This is a genomic window from Pseudomonas citrullilanati, assembly GCF_030580855.1.
Classification (GTDB): Bacteria; Pseudomonadota; Gammaproteobacteria; order Pseudomonadales; family Pseudomonadaceae; genus Aquipseudomonas; species Aquipseudomonas citrulli.
This window is the reverse complement of sequence record NZ_JAUQOP010000001.1, coordinates 236,581-262,625: the sequence shown is the minus strand read 5'-3', so window position 1 is coordinate 262,625 and position 26,045 is coordinate 236,581. Positions and strand designations below refer to the sequence as shown.

At 64.5% G+C, this 26,045-nt stretch carries 24 protein-coding genes and 1 pseudogene; 9 read left to right on the top strand and 16 right to left on the bottom strand.

Annotated elements, in window-relative coordinates; all coding sequences use genetic code 11:
- The first annotated feature begins 200 nt into the window (after nt 1–200).
- Entirely contained in the window at nt 201–1,277 is a 1,077-nt protein-coding gene (locus tag Q6A48_RS01135) for a 3-deoxy-7-phosphoheptulonate synthase (protein WP_304551288.1), read from the top strand.
- Nucleotides 1,278–1,362: 85 nt separating this feature from the next.
- Here Q6A48_RS01135 and Q6A48_RS01130 read toward each other — a convergent pair whose 3' ends face one another.
- Entirely contained in the window at nt 1,363–1,644 is a 282-nt protein-coding gene (locus tag Q6A48_RS01130; protein WP_042728324.1) for a GNAT family N-acetyltransferase, read from the bottom strand.
- A gap of 635 nt (nt 1,645–2,279) precedes the next feature.
- On the opposite strand from Q6A48_RS01130, the gene oprI reads away from it, so the two are divergent.
- The gene (oprI, locus tag Q6A48_RS01125; protein WP_025113130.1) at nt 2,280–2,531 is read left to right on the top strand and encodes an outer membrane lipoprotei OprI; all 252 of its coding nucleotides are present in this window, start codon (nt 2,280–2,282) and stop codon (nt 2,529–2,531) included.
- Nucleotides 2,532–2,654: 123 nt separating this feature from the next.
- Here the strand turns inward: oprI and Q6A48_RS01120 are convergent, their stop codons facing one another.
- The 3 genes from Q6A48_RS01120 to Q6A48_RS01110 form a co-directional block, all read right to left on the bottom strand.
- A complete protein-coding gene (locus Q6A48_RS01120) occupies nt 2,655–3,626 on the bottom strand; it encodes a L,D-transpeptidase family protein (RefSeq protein WP_304551277.1) in 972 nt (323 codons plus the stop codon).
- Nucleotides 3,627–3,780: 154 nt separating this feature from the next.
- Entirely contained in the window at nt 3,781–4,074 is a 294-nt protein-coding gene (locus tag Q6A48_RS01115; protein WP_042728326.1) for a hypothetical protein, read from the bottom strand.
- Nucleotides 4,075–4,130: 56 nt separating this feature from the next.
- Nucleotides 4,131–4,736 (bottom strand): arylesterase, encoded by a 606-nt coding sequence (locus tag Q6A48_RS01110; RefSeq protein ID WP_304551275.1) that lies wholly within the window; start codon nt 4,734–4,736, stop codon nt 4,131–4,133.
- A gap of 10 nt (nt 4,737–4,746) precedes the next feature.
- Here Q6A48_RS01110 and Q6A48_RS01105 point away from each other — a divergent pair, with 10 nt between their 5' ends.
- The 3 genes from Q6A48_RS01105 to greB are packed head-to-tail and all read left to right on the top strand — an operon-like array spanning nt 4,747 to nt 8,466.
- Nucleotides 4,747–5,430, top strand: coding sequence for an ABC transporter ATP-binding protein (locus tag Q6A48_RS01105; RefSeq protein WP_304551274.1), 684 nt, complete (start codon nt 4,747–4,749; stop codon nt 5,428–5,430).
- A complete protein-coding gene (locus tag Q6A48_RS01100) occupies nt 5,430–7,934 on the top strand; it encodes an ABC transporter permease (protein ID WP_304551273.1) in 2,505 nt (834 codons plus the stop codon). Before Q6A48_RS01105 ends, Q6A48_RS01100 begins: the two co-directional genes overlap by 1 nt.
- Nucleotides 7,935–7,968: 34 nt before the next feature.
- On the top strand, nt 7,969–8,466 hold the full coding sequence (gene greB, locus Q6A48_RS01095) for a transcription elongation factor GreB (protein ID WP_215006990.1): 498 nt from the start codon (nt 7,969–7,971) through the stop codon (nt 8,464–8,466).
- 12 nt (nt 8,467–8,478) lie between these two features.
- On the opposite strand, the gene Q6A48_RS01090 is transcribed toward greB, so the two are convergent.
- From Q6A48_RS01090 to Q6A48_RS01080, 3 genes are all read right to left on the bottom strand, one after another.
- Nucleotides 8,479–8,787, bottom strand: a complete 309-nt coding sequence (locus tag Q6A48_RS01090; RefSeq protein ID WP_304551269.1) for a class I SAM-dependent methyltransferase — start codon at nt 8,785–8,787, stop codon at nt 8,479–8,481.
- Between the two features lie 353 nt (nt 8,788–9,140).
- Nucleotides 9,141–9,575, bottom strand: coding sequence for a DoxX family protein (locus Q6A48_RS01085; RefSeq protein ID WP_304551268.1), 435 nt, complete (start codon nt 9,573–9,575; stop codon nt 9,141–9,143).
- 99 nt (nt 9,576–9,674) lie between these two features.
- Entirely contained in the window at nt 9,675–11,093 is a 1,419-nt protein-coding gene (locus tag Q6A48_RS01080; protein ID WP_304551267.1) for an MltF family protein, read from the bottom strand.
- A 230-nt stretch (nt 11,094–11,323) separates the two neighbouring features.
- Here Q6A48_RS01080 and Q6A48_RS01075 point away from each other — a divergent pair, with 230 nt between their 5' ends.
- From Q6A48_RS01075 to Q6A48_RS01065, 3 genes and pseudogenes are all read left to right on the top strand, one after another.
- Nucleotides 11,324–12,133, top strand: a complete 810-nt coding sequence (locus tag Q6A48_RS01075) for a TatD family hydrolase (RefSeq protein WP_304551265.1) — start codon at nt 11,324–11,326, stop codon at nt 12,131–12,133.
- Between the two features lie 161 nt (nt 12,134–12,294).
- Nucleotides 12,295–13,776, top strand: coding sequence for a methyl-accepting chemotaxis protein (locus tag Q6A48_RS01070; RefSeq protein WP_304551263.1), 1,482 nt, complete (start codon nt 12,295–12,297; stop codon nt 13,774–13,776).
- A gap of 100 nt (nt 13,777–13,876) precedes the next feature.
- A pseudogene (locus Q6A48_RS01065) lies at nt 13,877–14,089 on the top strand (terminase); the annotation flags it as partial.
- Between the two features lie 18 nt (nt 14,090–14,107).
- Here the strand turns inward: Q6A48_RS01065 and Q6A48_RS01060 are convergent.
- The 3 genes from Q6A48_RS01060 to Q6A48_RS01050 all read right to left on the bottom strand — a co-directional run bounded on the left by Q6A48_RS01060 (nt 14,108) and on the right by Q6A48_RS01050 (nt 16,302).
- On the bottom strand, nt 14,108–14,905 hold the full coding sequence (locus Q6A48_RS01060; RefSeq protein ID WP_304551261.1) for an acyl-CoA thioesterase: 798 nt from the start codon (nt 14,903–14,905) through the stop codon (nt 14,108–14,110).
- A 236-nt stretch (nt 14,906–15,141) separates the two neighbouring features.
- The gene (locus tag Q6A48_RS01055; RefSeq protein WP_304551260.1) at nt 15,142–15,897 is read right to left on the bottom strand and encodes a CHAD domain-containing protein; all 756 of its coding nucleotides are present in this window, start codon (nt 15,895–15,897) and stop codon (nt 15,142–15,144) included.
- Nucleotides 15,898–16,011: 114 nt separating this feature from the next.
- Entirely contained in the window at nt 16,012–16,302 is a 291-nt protein-coding gene (locus Q6A48_RS01050) for a hypothetical protein (protein WP_304551410.1), read from the bottom strand.
- A gap of 206 nt (nt 16,303–16,508) precedes the next feature.
- Here Q6A48_RS01050 and Q6A48_RS01045 point away from each other — a divergent pair, with 206 nt between their 5' ends.
- Complete coding sequence (locus tag Q6A48_RS01045) at nt 16,509–17,546, top strand: patatin-like phospholipase family protein (RefSeq protein WP_304551258.1); 1,038 nt, start codon at nt 16,509–16,511, stop codon at nt 17,544–17,546.
- Between the two features lie 117 nt (nt 17,547–17,663).
- On the opposite strand, the gene Q6A48_RS01040 is transcribed toward Q6A48_RS01045, so the two are convergent.
- From Q6A48_RS01040 to kdpF, 6 genes are all read right to left on the bottom strand, one after another.
- Nucleotides 17,664–18,362, bottom strand: a complete 699-nt coding sequence (locus Q6A48_RS01040) for a response regulator (RefSeq protein ID WP_304551257.1) — start codon at nt 18,360–18,362, stop codon at nt 17,664–17,666.
- 54 nt (nt 18,363–18,416) lie between these two features.
- Nucleotides 18,417–21,068, bottom strand: a complete 2,652-nt coding sequence (locus Q6A48_RS01035; protein ID WP_304551254.1) for a DUF4118 domain-containing protein — start codon at nt 21,066–21,068, stop codon at nt 18,417–18,419.
- A 130-nt stretch (nt 21,069–21,198) separates the two neighbouring features.
- Nucleotides 21,199–21,744: a potassium-transporting ATPase subunit KdpC gene (gene kdpC, locus Q6A48_RS01030; RefSeq protein WP_304551252.1), complete on the bottom strand. Its 546-nt coding sequence runs from the start codon at nt 21,742–21,744 to the stop codon at nt 21,199–21,201.
- Between the two features lie 159 nt (nt 21,745–21,903).
- Nucleotides 21,904–23,958, bottom strand: a complete 2,055-nt coding sequence (kdpB, locus tag Q6A48_RS01025; protein ID WP_304551251.1) for a potassium-transporting ATPase subunit KdpB — start codon at nt 23,956–23,958, stop codon at nt 21,904–21,906.
- 10 nt (nt 23,959–23,968) lie between these two features.
- The gene (gene kdpA, locus Q6A48_RS01020; RefSeq protein WP_304551250.1) at nt 23,969–25,663 is read right to left on the bottom strand and encodes a potassium-transporting ATPase subunit KdpA; all 1,695 of its coding nucleotides are present in this window, start codon (nt 25,661–25,663) and stop codon (nt 23,969–23,971) included.
- Between the two features lie 8 nt (nt 25,664–25,671).
- Entirely contained in the window at nt 25,672–25,761 is a 90-nt protein-coding gene (gene kdpF / locus Q6A48_RS01015) for a K(+)-transporting ATPase subunit F (protein ID WP_047701565.1), read from the bottom strand.
- Between the last annotated feature and the right edge of the window lie 284 nt (nt 25,762–26,045).

Here is a 26,045-nt window from a genome sequence, read left to right as displayed (position 1 = left end):
CCCCGGGACAAGGGGACTTATCCCACGGGGGATAAACCCCCTTGTCCCACAGGGGATAAATCCCTTGAAACCCGCGCCTGCCCATTGTCGAGCCACCTCGTAACGCGATAAGGTTCGGCTCCCCGACGCGCTTAAATCCGCTGTGCACCGCCGCGCGGGGATCGCTGGCGGCCGGCACCCGTGACCTGACGAGTAACACGATGGCTGATTTACCGATCAATGACCTTAACGTCGCCTCCAACGAGACCCTCATCACGCCTGACCAGCTCAAGCGCGATATTCCCCTGAGCGACGCTGCCCTGCGCACCGTGACCAAGGGCCGGGAAGTCATCCGCAACATCCTCGACGGCAGCGACCATCGCCTGTTCGTGGTCATCGGGCCCTGCTCGATCCATGACATCAAGGCCGCCCACGAGTACGCCGAGCGCCTGAAGGTACTGGCTGCGGAAGTTTCCGACACCCTCTACCTGGTCATGCGGGTGTATTTCGAGAAGCCGCGGACCACCGTCGGCTGGAAAGGCCTGATCAACGACCCGTACCTGGATGATTCGTTCAAGATCCAGGACGGCCTGCACATCGGTCGTCAACTGTTGCTGGACCTGGCCGAAATGGGCCTGCCCACTGCCACCGAAGCGCTGGACCCGATCTCCCCGCAATACCTGCAGGACCTGATCAGCTGGTCTGCCATCGGCGCGCGCACCACCGAATCCCAGACTCACCGCGAGATGGCCTCGGGCCTGTCCTCGGCGGTGGGCTTCAAGAACGGCACCGACGGCGGCCTCACCGTGGCCATCAATGCCTTGCAGTCGGTTTCCAGCCCTCACCGCTTCCTCGGCATCAACCAGGAAGGCGGCGTGTCGATCGTCACCACCAAGGGCAACGCCTACGGCCACGTCGTGCTGCGCGGTGGCAACGGCAAGCCGAACTACGACTCGGTCAGCGTCGCACTGTGCGAGCAGGCCCTGAACAAGGCCGGGATCAAGCCGAACATCATGGTCGACTGCAGCCACGCCAACTCCAACAAGGACCCGGCCTTGCAACCGCTGGTGATGGAGAACGTGGCCAACCAGATCCTGGAAGGCAATCAGTCGATCATCGGCCTGATGGTCGAAAGCCACCTGAACTGGGGCTGCCAGGCGATCCCGAAAGACCTCGCCGACTTGCAGTACGGCGTCTCCATTACCGATGCCTGCATCGACTGGAGCGCGACCGAGAATACCTTGCGCAGCATGCACGCCAAGCTCAAGGACGTGTTGCCCAAGCGCCAGCGGGGCTGATCGGCTTCTTCGGCACGTAGAACGTCGACAAAAAAAATGCCGGGCTCTTCAGCCCGGCATTTTCTATCTGGTAATCCGTCTTGTGTCAGAGCTTCGCCGCGTGCCGCTGGTGACGCTCCATGTAGCGCTCCACGTAGGAGCAGGACGGGATCACCGTATAGCCCATCTCTTCGGCGTACTGCAGCGCCTTTTCGGTCAGCGCCGCCGCAATGCCCCGGCCACGCAGGGCGTTGGGCACGAAGGTGCGATAGATGTCCAGGGTCTGCTTGCCCAGGTCCATATAGGTCAGATAGGCACGATGACCGTCCACGGTGGTCTCGAATTGATGACCAGCCTGGTCATGGTGGATGGACAACGCCTCGCTCATCACTACTCCTCGCGGGTCTGAATGCTGACCCCTACCTTACCGATGTTTTTCCGGCGAAGGAACATCTACGCCACCCCGTGCCTTCCTGGTCACCGAGCGCCAAAACCGATCCGCTCAAACCCGAGCACGTCGTGAATAGTAGGCACCAATGACGCAAATGCTCAAGACACACCTGTCATCGAAGGGCCAACCTCGTCGGTTTTATCGACTGGGGGCCTTCCTCGCGCTGTAGTCGGTGTCGCGGTGCAATAGCTGAACATCGCCAGTTGTTGAGTCTTGAGACGAGCGCCGGTAGTTAAAGTCACCGCCAAGACCCAATAAAGATGCCTGGGGCATTGCACAAAAAATGAGCAAAAGTCTAGGCGAATCAATAAACAACGACGTTAGCGGAGTCACGAAGAGTTCATCCGGGCGCGGAACTTTTCTTCATCTAGGCACTCCAGTCAGGGGGTTGGCGCTGACGCTTCTTCTACCGCCCACAGAAAAGTTGCTCGAAAAAGAATCACCGCCTACAATTTTTTTGCTTCTTGCGTTACGTCAGTTTACTTACTACAAGTAATGGGTAGTATGTACGCCGGCTAACTCCCCAGTCTGGGGAGACAGTCACTAATAGAAAGTCCTTGAAGGGGAACACGATGAACAACGTTCTGAAATTCTCTGCTCTGGCCCTGGCCGCAGTTCTGGCTACCGGTTGCAGCAGCGCATCGAAAGAAACCGAAGCACGTCTGACTGCTACCGAAGACGCAGCCGCTCGCGCCCAAGCTCGTGCAGACGAAGCTTACCGTAAAGCTGATGAAGCTCTGGCTGCTGCTCAAAAAGCACAACAGACTGCTGACGAAGCTAACGAGCGTGCTCTGCGCATGCTGGACAAAGCTAGCCGCAAGTAATAGTCCTTCGGGATTGTTATCGAGCCGACCCATTCTTGGGTCGGCTTTTTTATTGCCCGGTGTTTGGCCAGGCAATAAAAAACCCGCCGACCTCGCGAGACGCCGGCGGGTTGCTTTCCAGGGTTACTGCTGCAAATCGATCGGCGCGCTGGAAACCATCGGGGCCGACGTGCTCGGCACGGCAATCTCCACCGGCAGGCCGTCCTCGGCCGCCACCACGTCCCGCACCACATCCCAGTCCATGCGCAGGTTGCTGGTGATGTCTTCGCGCTTGAGCATCGCGTTGATCACCGCGGTGTGCTTGTCCACGACCGACGGGTTGCCGTTGTCATCCAGCGGCGTATGGGCCTCCAGGTAGACCTTGCCGCCGCTCAGGCCGAGCTTGTAGGGGTCGTTGATGATCCGCACCGACGTCCCCACCGGCACCATGCCGGCCATCTCCAGGACGTTGTTGTTGAACATCCGGAAGCAACCGTGGCTGGTTCGCATGCCGATGCCGAACTTCTTGTTCGAACCATGGATCAGGTAGCCCGGGGTGCCCAGGGTGAACTTGAAGGGCCCCAGCGGGTTGTCCGGGCCGGCCGGCACCACGTTGGGCAACGGATCGCCGTCGGCGGCGTGCTCGGCCTTGATCGAGGCCGGCGGGGTCCATGTCGGGTTCGGGGTCTTGGCGATGATGCTGGTGTGGGCGATCGGCGAGCCCCATCCCTCACGACCGATCCCCAGCGGGAAGGTGTAGACCACGTTCCGGCCCTTGGGGAAATAGTAGAGGCGGTATTCGGCCAGGTTGATCACGATCCCTTCGCGCGGCCCCGGCGGCAGGATGAAGCGGGTCGGCAGCACGATCTCGGTGCCCGCGCCGGGCAGCCAGGGATCGACGCCCGGGTTGGCCGCGACCATCTCGGTGTAGCCCAGGTCATAGGTCGTGCCCAGGTCGGCGAAAGTGTCTTCGTACTTGGCCTTGATGACTTGCACCTGGCCGATGATGTCCTCGCCTGGCGGTGGCAGGGGCAGCTCCAATGCTGCAACGGGGCCGGCCACACACAGGGCGGCTAGAGACAGGCAGCGGGCGACGGCAGGCAAGCGCGGCAACATCCGGGAAATCCTTCGCAGGTCGAACAGAGGGTATGGAAGCGCCGATTGTACACCGCGGCCCGTTATTTCGGGGAGGGTGGTACAGCGGCGTCCGATGCGCAGCATTTTTCGGGCCAGGAATGACGGCATCGCAAATCCTCCCACAGTAATGGGATTACAACTCGAACCGCAGCTCCGGCCAGATCGGCGAGGTGCCGCGCTTCTGGGATTCGAGGATCGCCCGGCACAGGGAACATAGGCGATGGTCCTGGAAGATCCGCCGGTCGACGCTGGACCAGCGCGGCTGGGCCGGCAGCAGGCTGCCACAGAGCGTGCGGTCGGCGGAGCCGCCGAGTTCCAGCTGCCGAGTCACCAGATGCACCCGCACTTCCTGGCAGGCGAACAGGTCCAGCTGCTCGTCAGGCTCGATCAGTTGGTAGGCAAACAGGGACCAGGCGGGACGCGGCATCGGGGGCTCCAAATCGGGGGCGCCACATTAGCCGAAAGCCCGCCTCTAGAAAAGCGTCAAAGCAGCGGTTTCAGCGTCGGCCAGACATTTTCCAGCAACTGGCCCTGGGCGGCGACGGACGGGTGCAATCCGTCGCCCTGCATCATCCCTGCAACCCCACCGATGTCCTTGAGGAAAAACGGTACCAGGGGGACTTTCTTCTCTTCGGCCAGGGTGCTGTAGACCTGGGCAAACGCATCGGTGTAGCGCCGCCCATAGTTGGGCGGCAATTGCATGCCCAGCAACAGGACCTTGGCACCGCTGGCACGCGCGCTGTCGATCATCGCTGCAAGGTTTTGTTGCAATTGTGTTGGCGGTTGTCCGCGCAAGCCATCGTTGCCCCCCAGCTCCAGGACCACGACGTCCGGCTTATGGGCTGCAAGCAGCGCCGGCAGCCGCGCCTGGCCTCCCGCACTGGTATCGCCGCTGATCGACGCATTGACCACTTTGTCGTCAAAACCCTCGGCCTTGAGCCGTTGTTCGAGCAGCGACACCCAGCCTTGCCGGGTATCCAGGCCGAAAGCCGCGCTGATACTATCGCCAACGATCAGGACTGTACCCGCCGCTGCGTTCTGGACCATGCACATCAAGGCCAGGCCGGCACTCAAAAACCACACACGCATCGGATTCTCCATGGGCTCAAGCATTCTCACCGCGACGGACCTTAGCAAAGTGGTCTCCAGCGCGGAAGGTGAACTGACCATCCTGCACGAACTCAGCCTGGAACTGAACCAGGGCGACAGCCTGGCGATCGTCGGCGCGTCCGGCTCCGGCAAATCCACCCTGCTCGGCCTGCTGGCCGGCCTCGACCTGCCCAGCCACGGTGAGGTGACCCTCGCCGGCCAGGCCCTGAGCGCCCTCGACGAAGACCAGCGGGCGCGGATCCGTGCCGAGCATGTCGGCTTCGTCTTTCAGTCGTTCCAGTTGCTCGACAGCCTCAACGCCCTGGAAAACGTCATGCTGCCGCTGGAGCTGGACGGTCGCAAGGATGCTCGCGAACGTGCCACCGAACTGCTACAGCGCGTCGGCCTGGGCCAGCGCCTGACCCACTCGCCCCGCCAACTGTCCGGCGGCGAACAGCAACGCGTGGCGATTGCCCGCGCCTTCGCCGCCGAGCCCGACGTGCTGTTTGCCGACGAACCCACCGGCAACCTCGACAGCCACACCGGCGAGCGCATCAGCGACCTGCTGTTCGAGCTGAACAAGGAACGCGGCACGACCCTGGTGCTGGTCACCCACGATGAACGCCTGGCCCATCGCTGCCGGCGCCTGATCCGACTTGAAGCCGGCCAGATGGTCGCGCCCCTGGAGCCTTGATGGCACGCCTGCCGCTGTTGCGCCTGTTCAGTCTTGCTGTCCGTCAATTGCTGCGCGATGCCCGCGCCGGCGAGTTGCGGGTGTTGTTCTTCGCCCTGCTGGTGGCCGTGGCGGCGAGTACCGCCATCGGCTATTTCGGGGCCCGCCTCAACGGCGCGATGATGTTGCGCGCCACCGAATTTCTCGGCGCCGACCTGCTGCTCGAAGGCAGCTCGCCAGCCCGCCCGGAACAGATCCGCAGCGGCACCGAGCTGGGCCTGGAACACGCCCGGGTGGTGGAGTTCTCCAGCGTGGTCGCCACCGACAACGGCATCCAGTTGTCCAGCGTCAAGGCAGCCGATGACATCTACCCCCTGCGCGGCGAGCTGAAAAGCGCCGCCGCGCCGTTCGCCCCGGAAGACACCGGTGGGCGTCCGAACCCGGGCGAGGCCTGGGTCGAGGCGCGGTTGCTGACGGCCCTGGACCTGAAGATCGGCGACAGCATCGATGTCGGCAACAAGACCCTGCGCCTGAGCCGGGTGCTGACCTACGAGCCCGATCGTGCCGGTAATTTCTACAGCCTCACGCCGCGGGTCATGATCAACCTCAAGGACCTGGACGCCACCGGCGTGGTGCAACCCGGCAGCCGCGTCAGCTATCGCGACCTGTGGCGCGGCCCGGCACCGGCGCTGCAAACCTACCGCGACCTGGTCAAGCCCGGCCTGGAGCCCAACCAGCGCCTGCAGGATGCCCGCGACGGCAACCGGCAGATCGGCGGCGCGCTGGGCAAGGCCGAGCGCTACCTGAACATGGCCAGCCTGGTGGCGGTGCTGCTGTCCGGCGTCGCTGTCGCGCTGTCGGCGAACCGTTTTGCCACTCGCCGTTTCGATGCCAGTGCCCTGCTGCGCTGCCTGGGTTTGTCCCGCCGGGAAACCATGGTGCTGTTCAGCCTGCAACTGGCGGTGCTCGGCCTGCTGGCGAGCGTCAGCGGCGCCCTGCTCGGCTGGATCGCCCAACTGGGCCTGTTCGCGCTGCTGCACGACCTGCTGCCCACGGCGGTTCCGCCTGGAGGCCTGCTGCCGGCCATCGCCGGAATCGGCACCGGGCTGGTCGCCCTGGCGGGGTTTGCCTTGCCACCCCTGGCCGCCCTGGGCCGGGTGCCACCGCTGCGCGTACTGCGCCGGGACATGCTGCCGATCCCGTCCAGCACCTGGGTGGTCTATGGCGCCGCATTGGGTGCCCTGGGCCTGATCATGTGGCGCCTGAGCCTGGACCTGGTCCTCACGTTCGCCCTGCTCGGTGGCGGCGTCGTGGCGGCGCTGGTGCTCGGCGGGCTGCTGCTCCTGCTGCTCCAGAGCCTGCGTCGCTTGCTGGCCCGCGCCGCCCTGCCCTGGCGCCTCGGCCTCGGCCAACTGCTGCGCCACCCCCTGGCGGCGGCTGGCCAGGCCCTGGCATTTGGCTTGATCCTGTTGTCCATGGCGCTGATTGCGCTGCTGCGCGGCGAGTTGCTGGACACCTGGCAAAACCAGTTGCCGAAGAATGCCCCCAACTATTTCGCCCTGAACATCCTGCCCGACGACAAGCAGGCCTTCACCGACAAGCTGCTGGCGCTGTCAGCGCAATCGGCGCCGCTCTATCCCGTGGTGCCGGGACGGCTCATCAGCATCAATGGCGAACCGGCCAGTGAGTTCGTCACCAAGGACTCCGCCGGTGACCGGGCGCTGCAACGGGACCTGAGCCTGACCTGGGCCGCAGACCTGCCGGCGGGTAACGTCGTCACCGCAGGGACCTGGTGGCCGCAGCAGCCGCCGGACGATATCCCGGGGGTTTCGGTGGAAGGCAAAGTCGCCGACAACCTCAAGATCAAGCTGGGTGATCGCCTGGTGTTCAGCGTGGGCGGCGTCAACCGCGAGGCGAAGGTCACCAGCCTGCGGGAAATCAACTGGGACAACTTCCAGCCCAATTTCTTCATGATCTTCCAGCCTGGCACGCTGAAGGACCTGCCGGCCACCTACCTCACCAGCTTCTACCTGGCGGCGGGCCACGACGCACAAATCGTCGAGCTGTCCCGGGCCTTCCCGGCGGTGACGATCCTGCAAGTCGAGGCCCTGCTCGAACAGTTGCGCAGCATCCTGGCCCAGGTGACCCTGGCCGTGGAATACGTGTTGCTGTTCGTACTGGCGGCGGGGATGGCCGTGCTGTTCTCCGGCCTGCAAGCGACCCTCGACGAGCGGATTCGCCAGGGCGCGCTGCTGCGGGCCCTGGGTGCCGAACGGCACTTGTTGGTCAAGGCGCGACGCATCGAGTTCGGCCTGCTGGGCGCGGCCAGTGGCTTGCTCGCGGCCCTGGGCTCGGAACTGGTGAGCCTGGTGCTCTACCGCTACGCCTTCGACCTGCCGTGGCATCCGCATCCCTGGCTGCTGCTGTTGCCACTGGTGGGCGCCTTGTTGATCGGCGGCGCCGGGGTGTTCGGCACCCGACGAGCGCTCAATGCCAGCCCGCTGACAGTGTTGCGCGAGGGTTGATAGACTTCCGGCTTCGCAATGACAAGAAGTTGCCATGAGCCGTTATCGCCCACCCCGCACCGCCGGCACCGCGCTGATCACCCCCGAGGGTGAAGCGCGGATGCGCGCTGAATTCCATGAACTGTGGCATGTACGCCGACCCCAGGTGACCCAGGCGGTCAGCGAGGCGGCGGCCCAGGGTGACCGTTCGGAAAACGCCGAATACACCTACGGCAAGAAAATGCTGCGGGAAATCGACAGCCGCGTGCGCTTTCTCACCAAGCGCCTGGAAGCGCTGAAGGTGGTCAGTGAAAAACCCAGCGACCCGAACAAGGTGTACTTCGGCGCCTGGGTCACCGTCGAGGATGAGGACGGCAAGGAATCGCGCTATCGCATCGTTGGCCCGGACGAGCTGGACCTGAAACAGAACCTGATCAGCATCGATTCGCCGTTGGCCCGGGCCCTGATCGGCAAGGCCCTGGATGCTGAGGTCAAGGTTCAGACGCCCACGGGCGAGAAGCGGGTCTATATCGTCGACATCGCTTATCCGTAGGAACTGGACACCTTAGCGGCGAGTGATCAACCCCTGCCGCGCGACGCGGGTCAGTTGCCGGATCATCTCGGGCGCGTCCTCCGCGCTGGGGCATTGGATAACGGCCAGGTCGAAGCTGTCATTGGCGAAACGCGCCAGGGATTCACCGTCTTCGACGAACTGGATCAGGAAAGCGGCCGGCCCATGATTACGTCGCGGCCAGCCGTCTAGGTAGCGCAGCAAGGTAGGCTGGTGGGTGCCGCCCAGGAGGATTTTCGGGTTGCGTTGCACAAGATTCGCCGTGATGGGCGCAAGACGTACAAGGGGGCTGGGTGCATTCATCGTGTCGTGTCTCTGCCTCAAAAGTCTGCATGGCAGGTGAGAGGCAACACCGAACCAGCGCTTTAGCGGTATTTCGAAGCCGCGTAACCCGGCTTCTGTCGGCAACTGGAGAGTCACCTGGCGCCCCGCAAGTAGCTGTTTAAATCGGCGCATGGGCGGCATCCTAGAGAAGCTGACCGGGCGGTGTCAAGAATCGCTGTTCCCTGGTCGCCATGCCGTTGAGTGCCTGTGGGAGCAAGCCTGCTCGCGCCCACAGGGGGTGTTGATCCCGATGCAGTCCGCGAGCTGCCAGCCTTCCAAAAGAAAAAGGCGCTTCCCCGAAAGAGGAAGCGCCTTTTTGTCTTTATTGACCATCAGCCAGCGATGGCGCGATCCACCGACAGCTTGCCCGCGCCTTCGATCAGGACGGCGACACTGCCCGCCAGCAACGCCAGGGCGAATTCATAGCCGTTGTTGGCCATGAACAAACCGTTACCGATGTGCACCGAAAAAATCGCCACCAGCGACAGGAACGCCAGGCCCAGTGCTGCCGGACGGGTCAGCAGGCCGATGATCAACGCCAGCCCGGCGAAAAACTCGGTACCGCCCGCCAGCGTCGCCATCAGGTAGCCGGGGGTCAGGCCAATGCTTTCCATCCATTGCGCCGTGCCTGCCAGGCCGTAGCCGCCGAACAGGCCGAAGAGTTTTTGCGAACCGTGGGCGGCGAAGATGATGCCGACGACAATACGCAGGACGGTCAGGCCGTAGCCGGCGCGGGTGGACATTACTTTATTGATCAGCGAGCTCATGCGGGTGATTCCTGGGTGTGTGAGGGTTGGACGCCATATTAATCAATAAAACTTGTGTAAAAAGCGCAAAAATTGCGACAAAACAATCAATTTAATTGATCACTTCCGTAAAGCAACTTTTTGCCCTGCCGGTTCCAGGGATTCTCGCTCCCGGTCAAAGGCCAGGTAGTATTTGTTCACGCTATTGACGTAGCTGACGGCGCCCATGCCGACCTGCTCCATGGCGATGCGCTCGACCTGGAAGAACCACTGGTTGGGGTTCAGCCCCCGCCGCCGGGCTTCGGCGCGCATGCCCTGGACACGCTCCGGCCCCATGTTGTAGGCGGCCAGGACGAAGGCCATGCGTTCACGCTCATTGAGCTTGGGGCTGGCGAAGAATTTGCGGCGAATCATCGCCAGGTACTTGGCGCCTGCCTGTACGTTGGCGTCCAGGTTCTGGATGTTGTCCACCCCGACCCGCTGCGCCGCCGACGGGGTGATCTGCATCAGGCCAGTGGGGCCGCCGCCACCACGGGCGCTGGGTTGCAGGGCCGACTCCTTGAAGGCCAGGGCCGCCAGGTTGAGCCAGTCCATGCCCTGGGCCTCGGCGTGTTTCTGCAGGACCGGGCGCAGCTTCTCCAGGCGCTGGCGGTCGGCGCGGGCCAGTGGATAATGAACCTGGTAGAGGCGCCGGTAGATGCGCAGGAACGCCGCGTCCTGGTTGTCCGGCACCTTGTAGGTGGCCAGGAACCGGTCGATGCTCGCCCGCAGCATGGCGGCATCGCGACGGACGAACCAGTACTCATCGCCGGGCTCGCCGATGAGCACCTGGCGATCGAAGCGCAGCTTGGGAAGAATCTTGCCCCAGCGTTCGGCAATGGGTTGCTCGACGATGGTCAGGTGGAAAATCCCGCCCTGGACCATCTCCAGCACATCCTCCACGGCCAGGGTCGGGTCGACCCATTCGACCTTCACCGGTGGCAACTTGAGCAACGCCAGCTTCTGGTTGATCTGGCTCACCGCATCCCCGGCCGCGCTGCCGTTAGGCAGGGCGAGGGTCTTGCCGGAGAGTTGCTCCACGCGGCTGTAGCGCTTTTCACCCTTGATGCCCACCAGCAGCAACGGCACATCGCTGCGGATCGGGTCACTGGGACTGACCGCATGGCCGGCCTGGTCGAGCAACTCGCCGGGGGCCACCAGGTCGCCCTCCCCGCGTTGCAAGGCGCCGAGCAGTTGGTCCTTGGCCTTGGGAATGATCTTGAGGGTGATTTCCTGGCCGTCCCGGGCGTGACCGTTGAGGTATTGCTCGAAGGCCCGCAACCGGTGGTATTCGACGCCAATGGGCTGGCCCTGGACTTCGCCGGAGCTGTTGCGGCTTTGGTTGACCAACACCTTCAGCACCCGGCTGCTGCGGATCTGCGCCAGGTCGCGCACCGTGCCGGGCGCCACGACTTGCACCGGCCCGGGCAGCCGCGCGTCTGCCGGTATCGGCATGAGCAGCGAGCAACACAGCAGTAGCAACGCCTGGGGACGTGTCATCCACTCTCCGGAAGGAACACTGCCGGCCGTCTCGAAAACGAGGCTGGGTCGACAGGAACAGAGCGCTTGGGGCGCTGAAAAGTGCGAAAGACTGGCACAGTGGTGGCATTTATACCAATCCGACCTGTCTCGCGGCCTCAACAGACAGCCACAACTCTTTGTAGTTCTTGGCTTTTCTTATAAATCTACAGCTCTGATATGCTTTCCGGCCTTTGGGCCGAGGTAGCACCATGCAACTCATCGATATCGGCGTCAACCTGACCAACCCCAGTTTTGCCGATAAACACCAGGCCGTGCTCGACCGCGCCTATGAATCGGGGGTCTGCCAACTGGTCTTGACCGGCACCAGCCTCGAGGGCAGCGAACAGGCCCTGGCGCTGTGCGAAAGCCTGGATGGCAGCGGCGAGCGGTTGTTCGCCACCGCCGGCATCCACCCCCATAGTGCCAGCGATTGGACGGCCGACAGCGCCCGGCAGCTCAAGGAGCTGCTGGCCCAAGAGCGCGTCCGCGCGGTGGGTGAATGCGGGCTGGATTTCAACCGCGACTTCTCCCCCCGGCTACAGCAGGAGAAAGTGCTGCAAGAACACTTGGCCCTGGCCGTCCAGTTGCAATTGCCAGTGTTCCTGCATGAGCGTGACGCCAACCAGCGACTGCTGGACATCCTGCGGGACTTCCGGGACCACTTGCCCGCCGCCGTCGTGCACTGCTTCACCGGCGAAAAAAAGGCCCTGTTCAGCTACCTCGACCTGGACCTGCACATCGGTATCACGGGCTGGATCTGTGACGAACGCCGGGGCACCCACCTGCATCCACTGGTGCGCGACATTCCCCGCGGTCGCCTGATGCTCGAAAGCGACGCCCCGTACCTGCTGCCCCGCACGCTCCGGCCCAAGCCCAAGAACGGACGCAATGAACCTGCCTACCTGACTGAAGTGCTACGGGAGGTGGCATTGCACCGTGGCGAAACCGAGGAGGACCTGGCGGCCCACAGCACCGCCTGCGCCCGGACGTTTTTTGGGTTGCCTGCCCTTTCCGATTGAACACACATCCCCGCTCCCACAAGGGCATCTGCTTGTCTGTTGGTTCGCATTGCCTCCCAGGCGGTATTGTCTGTTGACCCACATCAACACCCCGCTCCCTGGATAGCAGCACAATAATGGCACCTTGCCAAAACTGTTTCCGCTATCAGAGAAGACCTACCATGGGTGCCTGGCTTAGCAATATTTCATTGAAGTACAAATTCTGGGCGGTCAATGCGGTCGCCTTTGTCACCACCCTGTTGCTGGTGCTCTACGCGGTGCACCTGGAACAGCAGGCGCGCAATCACGCGGCCCAGGCGAATGCACAGGCCCAGGCGTCGCTGTTGAGTGCCTGGCCGGCCGGGCAGCCGCTGCCCAAGGCCGACGCCGTGCTGGCGTTCCAGCGCGACCAGGTACCGGTGTTCAACGAGCAACCACTGCCGGCGCTGGCGCAAGCCAGCGGCTGGGTCGAACTGGACGTCAACCCGCTGTTGGGCGATGACCCGCTGCTGGGCGCCGAGGTGATCCGGCGCGGCGACAGCCAATCCCTTGCCGTCCTGGCCCATGGCCTTAGCCTGGGCCAGGTGTTCGGCGAACGCTTCAGCCAATACGCCGTGGCGGTGTTCGTGCTGATGCTGGCCATGCTGGGGGCGTCGCAACTGTTGATCCGCTTCCTGCTCAGCCAGCTCAATACGTTGAAGGACGTGATGCTGCACGTGGAGAAAACCGGCGACCTGTCCGCCCGCGTACCCCTGGCCTGCAAGGATGAGGTGGGTCAGATGGCGGCCGCGTTCAATGCCATGCAGGCCGGTTACCAACGGGTCGTGGACACCGTCGCCAGCACGGCTCGGCAGCTGGACACCGGCGCCGCGCGCCTGGCGTCGAGCATGACCGATGTGCGCCACGGCATGCTCGGCCAGCAGAGCGAGACCGACCAGGCGGCCACGGCGATCAACGAGATGTCGGCCACGGTCTATCACATCGCCCAACATGCCAGCGCCACCCGCGACCTGTCGAAAACCGCCGACACGCTGGCCGGCAATGGCCAGAACGTGGTGAGCCGCGTACAGCAGTCGATCACCGGGCTGTCCTCGGGGGTGCAACAGACCGCCGAAATGATCCAGCGCCTGGCCGAAGACAGCCACAAGATCAGCGGCGTGGTCAGTGTGATCCACAGCATTGCCGAACAGACCAACCTGCTGGCCCTGAACGCAGCCATCGAAGCGGCGCGGGCCGGCGAGATGGGCCGGGGCTTCGCCGTGGTGGCCGACGAGGTCCGCAACCTGGCCAAGCGGGTGCAGATTTCCACGGACGAGATCACCACCATGATCGTCGCCTTGCAAGCCGGTACGCGGGATGCCGTGGATTTCATGCAGGAAAGCTCGTACAAGGCTGACGATTGCGTGCAACAGGCCCGCGAGGCGGGCGATGCATTGGCGCAGATCACCGCCGCCGTGGCGCAGATGCGCGAAAGCAACACCCAGATCGCCGTCGCGGCCGAGCAGCAAAGCCAGGTCGCCGAGGACATGAACCGGGCGGTGGTGAGTATTCGCGACGTGACCGAAAACACAGTACGCCAGACCGTGGACTCGGCCACCACCAGTCATGAACTGGCGACGTTGGCGGGTGAGCTGAACAAAGCGATCGGGCAATTGAAACTTTAAGCGTTCGCCCTATCACGCCGATAGCCAAGGGCGATTCGCCGCTTCACCCCGCCGCGCCTATGCTTGGGTCATTCGATGGATGAACTCAAGGATACGCATCATGGGCAAACGTCACCCTCACCTTCCGGCCTGGCAATGGCGCGCCTGGCCTGGCCCGGATCGCCAACCGACCCACACGGTGCTGCACCTGATGGCGGTGCCACTGTTCATCGTCGCGTTCCTGCTGATCGTGTCCGGGGTGTTCAGTGCCGAAGCGGCAGACATCGCCATCGGCACCCTCGGCGTGGTCGCCGCACTGGAGTTGCAGCGCCACAGTCAATGAGCCGAGGCCTCAGGCGAAGATCGTCACCGTCTGCCGGCTCAAGGCGATCAGGCGGCCATCGGCGCTCCAGAACTTCGCGGCGACGTGGCCGTAGCCATCCTGGGCATGCTCGATCTCGGCCAGGTACTTGCACCAGTCCAGGGTCGTGAGCGCCAGCAGCGGCTGGACAAACTCAATGGTCCAGGTCAGCGTGCTGCCCGGGGCCATCTGCTTGAGGTGCGGCAACAATGCCGGTGGCCAGGCATCCACCAGGGCCAGGATATGGCTCTCGTTCAATGGCTCTTCTTTCACATCACCGCGCAGGCGCACCCAGCCGCCCATGCTGCGCGACGTGTTGCCCGTGAACGGCAAGCCACCCACGCTCCAGCGCATGGCCAGGTGGCGCATGAACTCGGGGGTCCCGCCCTTGATGTAGGGCAACTCCTGGCATTGCTCGACATCCTTGAACGCCGGCGCGGGATCGGCCTGGACCGCCACCACGGAAGCACGCGAGGCGCCAAAACTGCCCTGCACCACCGTCACCACCTGGCCGTTCTGCACGGCCCGACCCAGCACCTGGCTTACCGCCTTGCCTTCGCGTAACACGTCGACTTCGAAACTGACCGGCACATCCGGCTCGACCGGGCCGACAAAGGTGATCGCCAGTGAACGCACCGGGCGATCCGCCGGCACCCGGGCGCGCATCGCTTCATATTGCAGCGCCGCCACCAGCCCACCAAACGTGGCGCGCCCCTGGCCCCATTCAGCGGCGATGGTGACGGCCTCTGGTTGGCGGCGCACGGCATCGATCAAATCGGAAAAGCGCATGACGACCTCGAGAGCATGGGAAAGAGATGCAGGGATCTTAACCAGCCCCGGCAAGCGGCACAGCGCTCATTCCGGCCAAAGAGACCGGCAGAAAAGCCGAGGCTCCTGAATTCACACTCATCCCTTGTGGGAGCGAGCTTGCTCGCGATGGCGGCGGGTCAGTTGACATAGGGGCTGACTGATACACCGCTATCGCGAGCAAGCCCGCTCCCACAGCGTATGTGGTGAATTCAGGATTAGTCGAAACAGCTGGCGATCAGCTTGTCGAGCACCTTGTCGGACTTGGCCTCGGCCCGTTCCATCGTGCGCTGCCAGGTTGGCACGCAGGATCGCAGGTCGGCCTCTTCCTCGGCCCTGGCCAGCCATTGCCAGCAGTCGTGCCAGTCGCCCAGCGCCCCTTGGGCGGACTTGAGCCGTGGCATGGCCGCTTCGGGCAGGCGGTCGAGTTCAGGGTAGGCTTCGAGGGCGTAGCGCACGCGCTTGATCAGCAGGCGCAACCGATGACGGTCATGGGCCGGATCGCGCAGGGCCTGACCGAGTTTTTTCCACTGTTTGTCCAGGCGCTTTTCGATGCGCTTGCGCAACCCCTTGAGCAGTCCCTCACGCTGGGCTGCGCGAATGAAGCGCGGGAAAGCGTCGAGGATCATCAACAACTGGCCCAGCTCCGGGCTGGCAGCCACGGCGGGGTACGCGTTGGCCATCTGCGCCCGGCGACGTTGCGCAGCCTCGACCTGGCCGTGTTGTTCGAGGTACGCCGCCAGGACCTCCCGGTCGCGCAGGGGCGTGGTCAGGGTCCCGACCGCCGATGCCGCGGTTTCCAGCTGTTCGACCCCAGGCAGGCCACGCAGCGGACGCAGCAGGCTGCGCAGCCGGCGGACCGTGGTACGCAGGTCATGCAGCGCTTCGCTGTCGGTATGGGCATCGAGGCGGGCCTGGCAGGCCAGCAGGCGGACTTCCAGGCCCAGTATCCGGGCCACCAGCCGATCGATCATGGAACGTACTCCGTACGTAGCTTTCGAGGCTCAAGCTGCAAGCTGCAAGCAGGAGCGGGAGCGACATGTCTCTCTCTTGCAGCTTGAAGCTCGAAACTTGCAGCTGCAGTTATCCTATCGTCCTGCGCGGGATTCACGAATGTAAAAGCGCGCCTTCTCGGCTTTCCTGGAACAGCCTTCGAACGCTTCGAATTGCTGCTGGGTCTTGGCGCCGGTCAGCAGCGACAGCGCCTTGGAGTAGCTGACGGTGCCGGCAAAGCCTTCGGCCTTGGCCAGGTCCAGTTCACGCCAGGCGGCATCGAGCTGGGTGCCGCAGCTGTCGCGGTAGGCGGTCTTGGCCGCGCACCCCGTCAGCGCCAGAACCATCAGGGAAGCCACCAGGGGCAGGCAGATCCGGGCTTTCATCATTACACCTCGATTCAGGTAAACAGTCGTGCAGGTAAGACGGTTCCGCCGGCAAAAAGTGCCAGGGCCAGCCGCCTATATTCCCGTGTCGGCGAGCATACGCAAATGCCACGACGGCGTGTCAAAAAACGACGCCTGCGCCGCAACGATTGAGCCAGGCCGCTGATCAGTGCATTGTTGGAGCCTGTTCGACAAGAGGCCGGGTCATGACAAAACGTGTCGCATTGGTATTGGGGTCGGGCGGCGCCCGGGGCTACGCCCATATCGGGGTGATCGAAGAAATCGAACGACGTGGCTACGACATTGCCTGCATCGCCGGTTGTTCGATGGGCGCGGTGGTCGGCGGGATCTATGCCGCCGGCAAGCTCAAGGACTACCGCAGCTGGATCGAAAGCCTCGATTACCTGGACGTGCTGCGGCTGGTGGACGTGAGCTTTCGCCTGGGAGCGATCCGTGGCGAAAAAGTCTTCGGCCAGATCCGCAAGATCGTCGGCGAACTCAACATCGAAGACCTGCGCATCCCCTACACCGCCGTCGCCACCGACCTGACCAACCAGCAGGAAATCTGGTTCCAGGAAGGCTGCCTGCACCAGGCGATGCGCGCCTCGGCGGCGATCCCCAGCCTGTTCACCCCGGTGATGCAGGGCAACCGCATGCTGGTGGACGGCGGCCTGCTCAACCCGCTGCCGATCGTGCCGGTGGTGTCGAGCCATTGCGACCTGATCATCGCGGTCAACCTCAACGCCACCAACCAGAAACAGTACAAGCTGCCGGTCATCCAGCGCCCCGCCGCGTTCCGCCGACGCTTCGACACCCTCGTCAGCTCCCTGGGCTCGCGCCTGCCGTTTCGCCGCAAGCAAGCCGAGCAACTGTTACTGCTGGAGCAGGAGGCGCTGAAGGCCGAGGCGGCCGAGATCAACCCCTGGCTGGAGTCGGCCGAGCCCGAAGGCCAGCAACCGGCGGCGGCACCAGAAGCCGAAGGCGCACCGAAATCGGCCACCGGTTCGTTCATCATCGACAACGTCGGCCCGGCCTCGCTGCTGGACTTGATCAACCAGAGCTTCGAGGTGATGCAGACTTCGCTGGCCCAGTACAAGATTGCCGGTTATCCGCCGGATGTCCTGATCAACGTGCCGAAACGGGTGTGCCGCTTCTTCGAGTTCTACAAGGCGCCGGAGCTGATCGCGCTGGGGCGTGAGATCGCCAGCGATACCCTGGACCGGTATGAGAATGAGCAGAAGTGAGAGATCTCGAGCGGCTGCCCCGGCCTCTTCGCGAGCAAGCCCGCTCCCACATCGGTCTACGGTGAACCCTGTGGGAGCGGGCTTGCTCGCGAATGCGTCAGCCCGGACAACACAGGGCTAAAGCCCACCCTCCTCCAACAATCGATACCCCACCCCTGCCTCGGTCGCGATGAAGCGCGGCCGGGTCGGGTCGTCGGCGAGTTTCTGGCGCAGGTGGCCGACCACGATCCGCAGGTAGTGGCTGTCTTCGGTGTGGGTCGGGCCCCAGATGTCCTTGAGCAATTGCTGCTGGGTGATGACCCGTCCCGGGTGACGCGCCAGTTGCGCCAGTACCGCGTATTCCTTGCGAGTCAGGGCCACTTCGGCACCGTCCAGCAGCACTCGCCGGTACGCCAGGTCGACCGTCAGCGAGCCAAACCGCAACGCCGCTTCCTCGGCCGCGCCCGCCGGGGCCTGGCGCAACAGGGCGCGGATGCGGGCGAGGAACTCCTGGATTCCGAACGGCTTGGTCACGTAATCATTGGCGCCGTTGTCCAGCGCCTCGACCTTCTGCGCCTCGCTGGCGCGCACGGAAAGCACCAGCACCGGCACGCTCGACCATTGGCGAAGCTCGCGCAACACGTGTTGGCCGTCCATGTCCGGCAACCCCAGGTCGAGCACCAGCAGGTCGGGCTTGTTCAGCGCCGCCTGGGCGAGCCCTTCCACTCCGGTGCCGGCCTCCAGCACCTTGTAGCCCTGGGAAGCCAGGCTGATGCGCAGGAACTTGCGGATCTGCGGTTCGTCATCGATGACCAAAAGGGTCGCGGTCTGGCTCATGGGGCTCGTTCAATGCGGGATCAGTGGCAAGCGGCAAGCATATCGCAGCGCCGCTCAGGCTTCATCGTCCAGGTCCGGTTGCGCCTGCAACGGCAGGTGCAGGGTGATGCAGGTGCCGCGCCCGTCCAGGCCGTCGCCCACGCTGATGCGACCGCCATGGGCGCCGACCATGCCCTGACAGATCGCCAGCCCCAGCCCGGTGCCCTGTCCGCCGCGGTCGCCTCGGGCAGCGGTATAGAACATGTCGAAGATTTTCTCCCGTTCCTCTTCGGGAATGCCCGGCCCCTCATCAGCCACGGCAAAGAACACTTCGTTGTCCGTCGTCCCGGCGCTCAGCAGAAGCCGCCCATGGGCCGGCGAGAAACGCGCGGCGTTCTCCAGCACGTTCACCAAGGCCTGCTCGATCAGTGCCGCATGGACGTACAGCAAGGGCAGTTCGGGGGCGACTTCGACCGCCAGCGCCAGGGGCGCCAACACCGCACGCAGGCGATTCAGCGCACTGCCGACGATATCGGCCGGCGATACCCAGTCCCGCGCCAGTTTCAGCGCACCGTGCCCCAGGCGGGTCATGTCCAGCAGGTTCTGGATGTAGCGGTCCAGGCGCTCGGCCTCATCGCGCGTCCCTTCGAGCAGTTCGCGGCGGTCCGCCAGCGGGATCGCCTCCCCCAGCGCCAGCAGGCTGTCGATGCTGCCGCGCATGGCGGTCAGCGGCGTGCGCAGATCATGGGACACCGACGCCAACAAGGCGCTGCGCAATTGTTCGGTTTCGCCGTGCAGGCGCGCCGCTTCCAGGTCCTGGGCCAGTTGCGCCCGGGCCAGCGCCTGGGCCAAGGGTTGGCTGAGGGCCGCCAGCAACCGGCGGCGCTGGCCACTGAGTGGCGTGCCCTCTTTCGGACACACGCCCAGCAAGGCCAGCGGGCCGCCCTCCGCCGACAACGGCCACCACCACCAGCGCCCGGAGGGCAGCGTACCGGTGCCCGCGCCAGCCGGTTGGTCGTGTTGCCAGGACCAGTCGGCGGCCGCGCGCTCGGCCTCGGTGAACGCCAGTGGCTCGCCGCTCTCGATCTTCCAACCGCCTTGGCCGTCGCGGTTGAGCAGGCACAGTTGCAGGTCGTGCCAACCGCCGAGGTGCTGTGTGGCGGCGCTGATGACGGCCTGGCGATCCGTGGCGGCGGTGAGCTTGCGCGACAGGTCGAGCAGTTCGCCGGTTTCTTCCTGGGTGTCGCGCAACGCTTGCAACTGGCGGCGCTGGCGGGCGGCAAGGTTGCCCGTCAGCGCCGCCATCAACAGGAAGAACACCAGGGTCAGCACGTCCTCTTCGCGCTGGATGGTGAGGGAAAAATTGGGTGGGATGAACAAAAAGTCGTAGGCCAGGAACGACAACGCCGCGCAAGCCAGCGCCGGGCCAAGGCTGCTGCGCACCGCCACCAGCAGCACCGCCAGCAGGAACACCAGGGAGATATTGGGCAATGCCAACAGCCCCGAAATCACCCAGGCCAAGGCACTGGCCGCCGCTGTCGCGACCAGCGCCAGCGCGTAATCGAACCCGGTCTGTACGCTGCTGGAACGCACCCGGGCCGGACGTGGTTGTTCGTCGCCGTCCAGCACGTTGATTTCCAGGCCACGGGCATCGCGCAGCAACCGGGAGGCCAGGCCGCCACCCAACAACCGCCGTCGCAGCCGCGGACGGGACTGGCCCACCAGCAGCAGGGTGGCGCGACGCTCGCTGGCATGCTGGACCAGTGTCCGGGCCACTTCGCCGGCCCGCAGCAACACCACTTCGCCGCCCAGGCGTTCGGCCAGTTGCTGGGCGTTCTGCAAGCGCTGGCGCGAGGCCTCGTCCCGGGCACTGCCGTCGTCCACGTGCACCAGGCTCCAGGGCAAATGCCGGCGCTGGGCGACGCGACTGGCGTGGCGCACCAGGCGTTCGGCCTGGTCGTCGCCGTCCACCCCCACCAGCAATCGCCCGCGCACCGCCGGAGCGGCCTGGCCCAGTTGTCGATAGCCCTGGGCGAGGTCGTTATCGACCTGGGCGGCGGCGGTCTGCATGGCCAACTCGCGCAAGGCGGTCAGGTTGGTCTGGGTGAAGAAAGCGTCGATGGCTGCGCGAGCCTGTTCCGGTACGTAGACCTTGCCATCGCGCAGCCGCTCCAGCAGCTCGCGCGGCGGCAGGTCGATCAGCAGCAACTCGTCGGCCTCCTGCAGGACCCAGTCCGGCAGCGTCTCGCGAACCTGCACGCCGGTGATGCCGCGTACCTGGTCGTTGAGGCTTTCCAGGTGCTGGACGTTGACGGTGGTGTAGACATCGATGCCGGCCGCGAGCAGCTCCTGGATGTCCTGCCAGCGCTTGACGTGGCGGCTGCCCGGGGCATTGCTGTGGGCCAGCTCATCCACCAGCACCAGGGCGGGCCGGGCCGCGAGCAGGCCATCGAGGTCCATCTCCTCGAGCATCACCCCGCGATACTCCGAACGCACCAATGGCTGCTGCGGCAGGCCGCCGAGCAGCGCTTCGGTTTCAGTGCGGCCATGGGTCTCGACCACGCCGGCGATGACCTTCACGCCTTGACGTAGCTGGCTGTGGGCCGCTTGCAACATGGCGTAGGTCTTGCCGACACCAGGGGCCGCGCCCAGAAAGACCTTGAGCCGGCCCCGGCCGTTACGCGGAAGATGGGCTAGCAGTGCGTCGGCGCGGCCGGAATCGCTCATGTGCAGAGGTTCTCTTTTCAGCTGTTGATCCAATATTTCGTGGAAGCGAGCCTGCTCGCGAAAGCGGCGTGCCAGTCACTATCATGGCGACTGATCCACCGCGCTCGCGAGCAGGCTCGCTCCCACCCCGTCAGAGCTTTTCCAGCGCCAGGTTCAGCGCCAGCACATTCACCACCGGCGGCCCCACCAAGGGCTGCTCGACATGGGCGTCGAGCAGTTGCTCCAACGTCGAGACCGGCAGGTTGCGCGCCGCCGCGACACGCGCCAGTTGATAGGCAATCGCGCCCGGTGGCAAGTGCGGGTCCAGGCCGCTGCCGGACGTGGTCAGCAGCGCCAGCGGCACCGGCCCTTCCCCGGGAACCTGCCACTTGCCGGCGTCGGCGATCACCCGCGCAGCCAGGGCCGGATTGCTTGGCGAAAGATTGCTCGCGCCACTGGCGACGGTGGCGAAGGCCGCGGCCGAGGGGCGTGGATGAAACCAGGCATCGCCGGTGAAATCCTGGGCGATCAGCGTCGAGCCACGGACCTTGCCTGCGGCATCGACGATCAGGCTGCCGTTGGCCTGAAGGGGAAAGGCGACCTGCGCCACGCCGGTGACCACCAGCGGGTACGCGACACCGGTAATCAGGGTCATCAGCAATAGCAGGCTCAAGGCCGGGCGTATCAGAGTGGACATTTCAAAACCCTCGAGTTGAAGTAGATATCGTGCAAGCAATACCTGTGGGAATCACCTTGTGGGAGCAACGCTTGCGCGCGACGCAGACACCTCGATCTCAAGCAAGACCGCATCATCGTTCATCGCGGGCAAGCCTTGCTCCCACAGGGAAGGGTGAACTCAAACCAGGTGCAACGCCGTCAGCAACATATCGATCGCCTTGATCCCCACGAACGGCACCACGATCCCGCCCAGGCCATAGATCAGCAGGTTGCGCCGCAACAGGGCCGCGGCGTTCGCCGCTTGCACCCGCACGCCGCGCAAGGCCAGGGGGATCAACACCACGATGATCAAGGCGTTGAAGACGATGGCCGACAGGATCGCGCTCTGCGGGCTGCCCAGGTGCATCACGTTCAACACGCCGAGCTGTGGATAAATCGAAGCGAACAAGGCCGGCAGGATGGCAAAGTACTTGGCGATGTCGTTGGCAATGGAGAATGTCGTCAATGCGCCGCGAGTCACCAGCAACTCCTTGCCGATCTGCACCACATCCAGCAATTTGGTCGGGTCACTGTCGAGGTCGACCATGTTGGCCGCTTCCCGCGCCGCCTGGGTGCCATCGTTCATGGCCATGCCGACATCGGCCTGGGCCAGGGCCGGGGCATCGTTGGCGCCGTCGCCGCACATGGCCACCAGCCGACCGTCATTCTGCTCGTGGCGAATGCGCGCCAGCTTTTTCTCCGGCGTGGCCTCGGCCAGCACGTCGTCGACTCCCGCCTCGGCGGCAATCGCCGCGGCGGTCAGCGGGTTATCGCCGGTCACCATCACCGTGCGAATGCCCAACTGGCGCAACTCGGCGAAGCGCTCGCGAATGCCCGGCTTGACCACGTCCTTGAGATGAATGACGCCCAGCAGCCGGCCGTCCACGCCCACCAGCAATGGTGTACCGCCGCTCTGGGCGATCTTGTCGACCTCCCGGGCCAGCGCCGGCGGCAGGTCCTCGCGCGCCAGGCCAATGAAGGCCAACAACGAATCCACGGCGCCCTTGCGGTACGTGCGCCCCTGGTAGTCGACACCGGACAAACGGGTCTCGGCGCTGAACGGCACCGCCGTCAGCGTTTCGACGCCGGGTTCGGGCAGCGCCTGCAAACCCCGCAGGTACTCGACGATGGACTTGCCCTCGGCGGTGTCGTCGGCCAACGAAGCCAACAGCGCCCCTTCGGCCAGCTCGTGGGTGCCTACTCCCGGAGCGGCATGGACCGCCGCGCAACGGCGATTGCCAAAGGTGATGGTGCCGGTCTTGTCCAGCATCAGCACGTGCACATCCCCCGCCGCCTCCACCGCGCGACCGGACTTGGCGATCACGTTCAGGCGCACCAGCCGGTCCATCCCGGCGATGCCGATGGCCGACAGCAACCCACCGATGGTGGTGGGAATCAGGGTGACCAACAGCGCCACCAGGAACACCAGCGGCAGGCTGCCATTGGCGAAATGGGCGAAGGGTTGCAGCGTCACCACCACCAGCAGGAAGATCAGCGTCAGGCCAATCAGCAGGATGTCCAGCGCCACTTCGTTCGGCGTCTTCTGGCGCCTGGCGCCTTCCACCAGCGCGATCATGCGGTCCAGGGTGGACTCGCCGGGGTTGCTGGTAATGCGCACCAGCAACCAGTCGGAAACCAGCCGGGTGTTGCCGGTGACCGCGGAGCGATCGCCGCCGGACTCGCGAATCACCGGTGCCGACTCCCCGGTGATCGCCGCTTCGTTGACGGCAGCGATGCCTTCGATGACCTCGCCGTCACCCGGGATCATCTCCCCGGCCGCGACACGCACCACGTCGCCCTTGCGCAGGCGGGTGGCGGGCACCACTTCAAAACCGTTGGCGGTCCGACGACGCGCACTCAAGCCTTCGCTGCCGGCCTTGAGGCTATCGGCCCGAGCCTTGCCGCGTCCCTCGGCCAGGGCTTCGGCAAAGTTGGCGAACAGTACGGTGAACCACAGCCAGAGGGCGATCTGCACGGCGACGAACGTTGGCACCGTCGCGTCGGGAACGAAACACAGCACGGTGGTGAGCATGGCGGTCAGCTCCACCACCAGCATCACCGGGGCCCGGTGCAACTGGCGTGGGTCGAGCTTGACGAACGCTTGCACCAGCGCCGGCCGCCACAAGGACGCGAAGTTGGTTTTCAGGGGTTCCGGCGCCTTGGCGACGACGGCTTTGCTCATCGGCATATTCATCATCAGTTCCTCAGAAACCCATGCTCAAATGTTCGGCGATCGGCCCCAGGGCCAGGGTCGGCAGGAAGGTCAGGCCGCCCACCAGCAAAATGGTCACGGTCAACAAGGTGACGAACAGCGGACCGTGGGTGGGGAAGCTGTTCTGCCCGATCGGCGCGGTTTTCTTCAGCGCCAGGCTACCGGCCAGCGCCAGCACCGGCAGGATGTAGCCGAAGCGCCCGATCAACATGCCCAGCCCCAGCATCAGGTTGTGGAAAGGGGTATTGGCGCCGAACCCACCGAAGGCCGAGCCGTTGTTCGCTCCCGCCGAGGTGTAGGCGTACAGCAACTGGCTGAAACCATGGGCGCCCGGGTTGCTCACCGCGGCCGCCGGCCCGGGCAGGCTTGCGGCGATCGCCCCCAGTACCAGCACGCTCACCGGCATCACCAGCAGGGTGACCACCAGCAATTGCACCTCCCGGGCGCCGAGTTTCTTGCCCAGGTATTCCGGCGTACGACCGATCATCAACCCGGACAGGAACACCGCGATCAGCACGTTCAACAACATGCCGTAGAGCCCCGCGCCGACGCCGCCGAAAATCACCTCGCCGACCATCATGTTCACCAGCGCGACCATACCGCTGAGGGGGTTGAGGCTGTCGTGCATGGCGTTGACCGAGCCATTGGAAGCGGCCGTGGTGGTCACCGACCACAGCACCGTGGCGGTGGTGCCGAAACGCGCTTCCTTGCCTTCCAGCGGCGCGGTTTGCTCGATAGCTGGGTGGTTCAACGCCGGGTTCGGCTGGTATTCGGCCCACAGCGACGTGGCGCCGCCGATCAGGAACAGCGCCAGCATGCAGGCAATGATCGCCCGGCTCTGGCGCAGGTCCTTGACGTAGTGGCCAAAGGTGAACACCAGCGCAGCGGGAATCAGGATGATCGACGTGACTTCGAACAGATTGCTCCAGGCCGTCGGGTTCTCGAACGGGTGCGCCGAGTTGACACCGAAGAAGCCGCCGCCGTTGGTGCCCAGTTGCTTGATCGCAATCTGGCTGGCCGCCGGGCCCAACGGGATGACCTGGTCGGCGCCCTGCAAGGTCACCGCGTGCACATAGTGCGCGAACGTTTGCGGCACGCCCTGCCACACCAGGAACAGCGCCAGCAACAGGCACAACGGCAACAGCCCGTAAAGGGTGGCGCGGGTCATGTCGACCCAGAAATTGCCCAGCGTTGCCGCGGACTTGCGCCCGATCCCGCGACACAGCGCCACCAGCACAGCCAGGCCGGTGGCGGCGCTGACGAAGTTCTGCACCGTCAGGCCGATCATCTGGCTCAGGTAGCTCACCGACGCTTCGCCGCTGTAGGACTGCCAGTTGGTGTTGGTCATGAAACTCACGGCCGTGTTGAAGGCCTGGGTCCATTCCATGTCCGGCAGTTGCTCGGTGTTGAGCGGCAGGTGCCCTTGCAACAACAGGATCGCAAACAACAGCGCAAAACCCGCCAGGTTGAACGCGAGCAGGGCCAGGGCGTACTTCTGCCAGCTCTGCTCAGCGCCAGGGTCAACGCCTGCCAGCCGATAGCACCCCCGCTCCACCGGCCCGAGGACCGGAGAAAGCCAGGTCCGCTGACCCTCCATCACCCGGTAATAAAAACGCCCCAGGAACGGTGCCGGAATCAGCACCAGGGCGAAGAAGGCGAGGATCAGCCCGAAATCATAACCGTGCATAGCCGCTCCTAATTCCGATCCGTGCGCAACAGCGCGACCAGCAGGTAGATGAACAGTGCCACTGCCAACAGCAGCGACACCCCGTCCAGAACACTCATGGGATTTCTCCGTGGCACGGCGTCATGCCGTGGGTGGAGTGATTGTCCGTAGGGAGGGTGTAAAGGAACGAGATCGAGGAAGGGCTTGGGGGATAAAGAATGCGTAAAGAATGGCGGCGGCGGCGACAATGCAGCCCTGTTCGCGAGCAGGCTCGCCCCACGCCAGCTTAAAAGGTCATCCGGCTACCCAGGCCGAACGGGCGTAGTATGGAACCACCGCGAACGACTTTCGCTCATAAAGGGTAGGCACGGCAGATCGGCGAACAGACGCCCACTGGCCGCGC

Excerpts from the sequence above, each read along its gene's own strand:
- kdpC (WP_304551252.1), bottom strand. The coding sequence starts at position 21,744 with ATGTCCACTCTGATACGCCCGGCCTTGAGCCTGCTATTGCTGATGACC.
- Q6A48_RS01085 (WP_304551268.1), bottom strand. The coding sequence starts at position 9,575 with ATGAGCTCGCTGATCAATAAAGTAATGTCCACCCGCGCCGGCTACGGC.
- Q6A48_RS01130 (WP_042728324.1), bottom strand. The coding sequence starts at position 1,644 with ATGAGCGAGGCGTTGTCCATCCACCATGACCAGGCTGGTCATCAATTC.
- Q6A48_RS01050 (WP_304551410.1), bottom strand. The coding sequence starts at position 16,302 with ATGAAAGCCCGGATCTGCCTGCCCCTGGTGGCTTCCCTGATGGTTCTG.
- Q6A48_RS01055 (WP_304551260.1), bottom strand. The coding sequence starts at position 15,897 with ATGATCGATCGGCTGGTGGCCCGGATACTGGGCCTGGAAGTCCGCCTG.
- oprI (WP_025113130.1), top strand. The coding sequence starts at position 2,280 with ATGAACAACGTTCTGAAATTCTCTGCTCTGGCCCTGGCCGCAGTTCTG.
- kdpA (WP_304551250.1), bottom strand. The coding sequence starts at position 25,663 with ATGCACGGTTATGATTTCGGGCTGATCCTCGCCTTCTTCGCCCTGGTG.
- Q6A48_RS01075 (WP_304551265.1), top strand. The coding sequence starts at position 11,324 with ATGCAACTCATCGATATCGGCGTCAACCTGACCAACCCCAGTTTTGCC.
- Q6A48_RS01110 (WP_304551275.1), bottom strand. The coding sequence starts at position 4,736 with ATGCGTGTGTGGTTTTTGAGTGCCGGCCTGGCCTTGATGTGCATGGTC.
- Q6A48_RS01070 (WP_304551263.1), top strand. The coding sequence starts at position 12,295 with ATGGGTGCCTGGCTTAGCAATATTTCATTGAAGTACAAATTCTGGGCG.
- Q6A48_RS01115 (WP_042728326.1), bottom strand. The coding sequence starts at position 4,074 with ATGCCGCGTCCCGCCTGGTCCCTGTTTGCCTACCAACTGATCGAGCCT.
- Q6A48_RS01045 (WP_304551258.1), top strand. The coding sequence starts at position 16,509 with ATGACAAAACGTGTCGCATTGGTATTGGGGTCGGGCGGCGCCCGGGGC.
- Q6A48_RS01080 (WP_304551267.1), bottom strand. The coding sequence starts at position 11,093 with ATGACACGTCCCCAGGCGTTGCTACTGCTGTGTTGCTCGCTGCTCATG.
- kdpF (WP_047701565.1), bottom strand. The coding sequence starts at position 25,761 with ATGAGTGTTCTGGACGGGGTGTCGCTGCTGTTGGCAGTGGCACTGTTC.
- greB (WP_215006990.1), top strand. The coding sequence starts at position 7,969 with ATGAGCCGTTATCGCCCACCCCGCACCGCCGGCACCGCGCTGATCACC.
- Q6A48_RS01135 (WP_304551288.1), top strand. The coding sequence starts at position 201 with ATGGCTGATTTACCGATCAATGACCTTAACGTCGCCTCCAACGAGACC.
- Q6A48_RS01035 (WP_304551254.1), bottom strand. The coding sequence starts at position 21,068 with ATGAGCGATTCCGGCCGCGCCGACGCACTGCTAGCCCATCTTCCGCGT.
- Q6A48_RS01100 (WP_304551273.1), top strand. The coding sequence starts at position 5,430 with ATGGCACGCCTGCCGCTGTTGCGCCTGTTCAGTCTTGCTGTCCGTCAA.
- Q6A48_RS01090 (WP_304551269.1), bottom strand. The coding sequence starts at position 8,787 with ATGAATGCACCCAGCCCCCTTGTACGTCTTGCGCCCATCACGGCGAAT.
- Q6A48_RS01120 (WP_304551277.1), bottom strand. The coding sequence starts at position 3,626 with ATGTTGCCGCGCTTGCCTGCCGTCGCCCGCTGCCTGTCTCTAGCCGCC.
- Q6A48_RS01040 (WP_304551257.1), bottom strand. The coding sequence starts at position 18,362 with ATGAGCCAGACCGCGACCCTTTTGGTCATCGATGACGAACCGCAGATC.
- Q6A48_RS01060 (WP_304551261.1), bottom strand. The coding sequence starts at position 14,905 with ATGCGCTTTTCCGATTTGATCGATGCCGTGCGCCGCCAACCAGAGGCC.
- Q6A48_RS01105 (WP_304551274.1), top strand. The coding sequence starts at position 4,747 with ATGGGCTCAAGCATTCTCACCGCGACGGACCTTAGCAAAGTGGTCTCC.
- kdpB (WP_304551251.1), bottom strand. The coding sequence starts at position 23,958 with ATGAATATGCCGATGAGCAAAGCCGTCGTCGCCAAGGCGCCGGAACCC.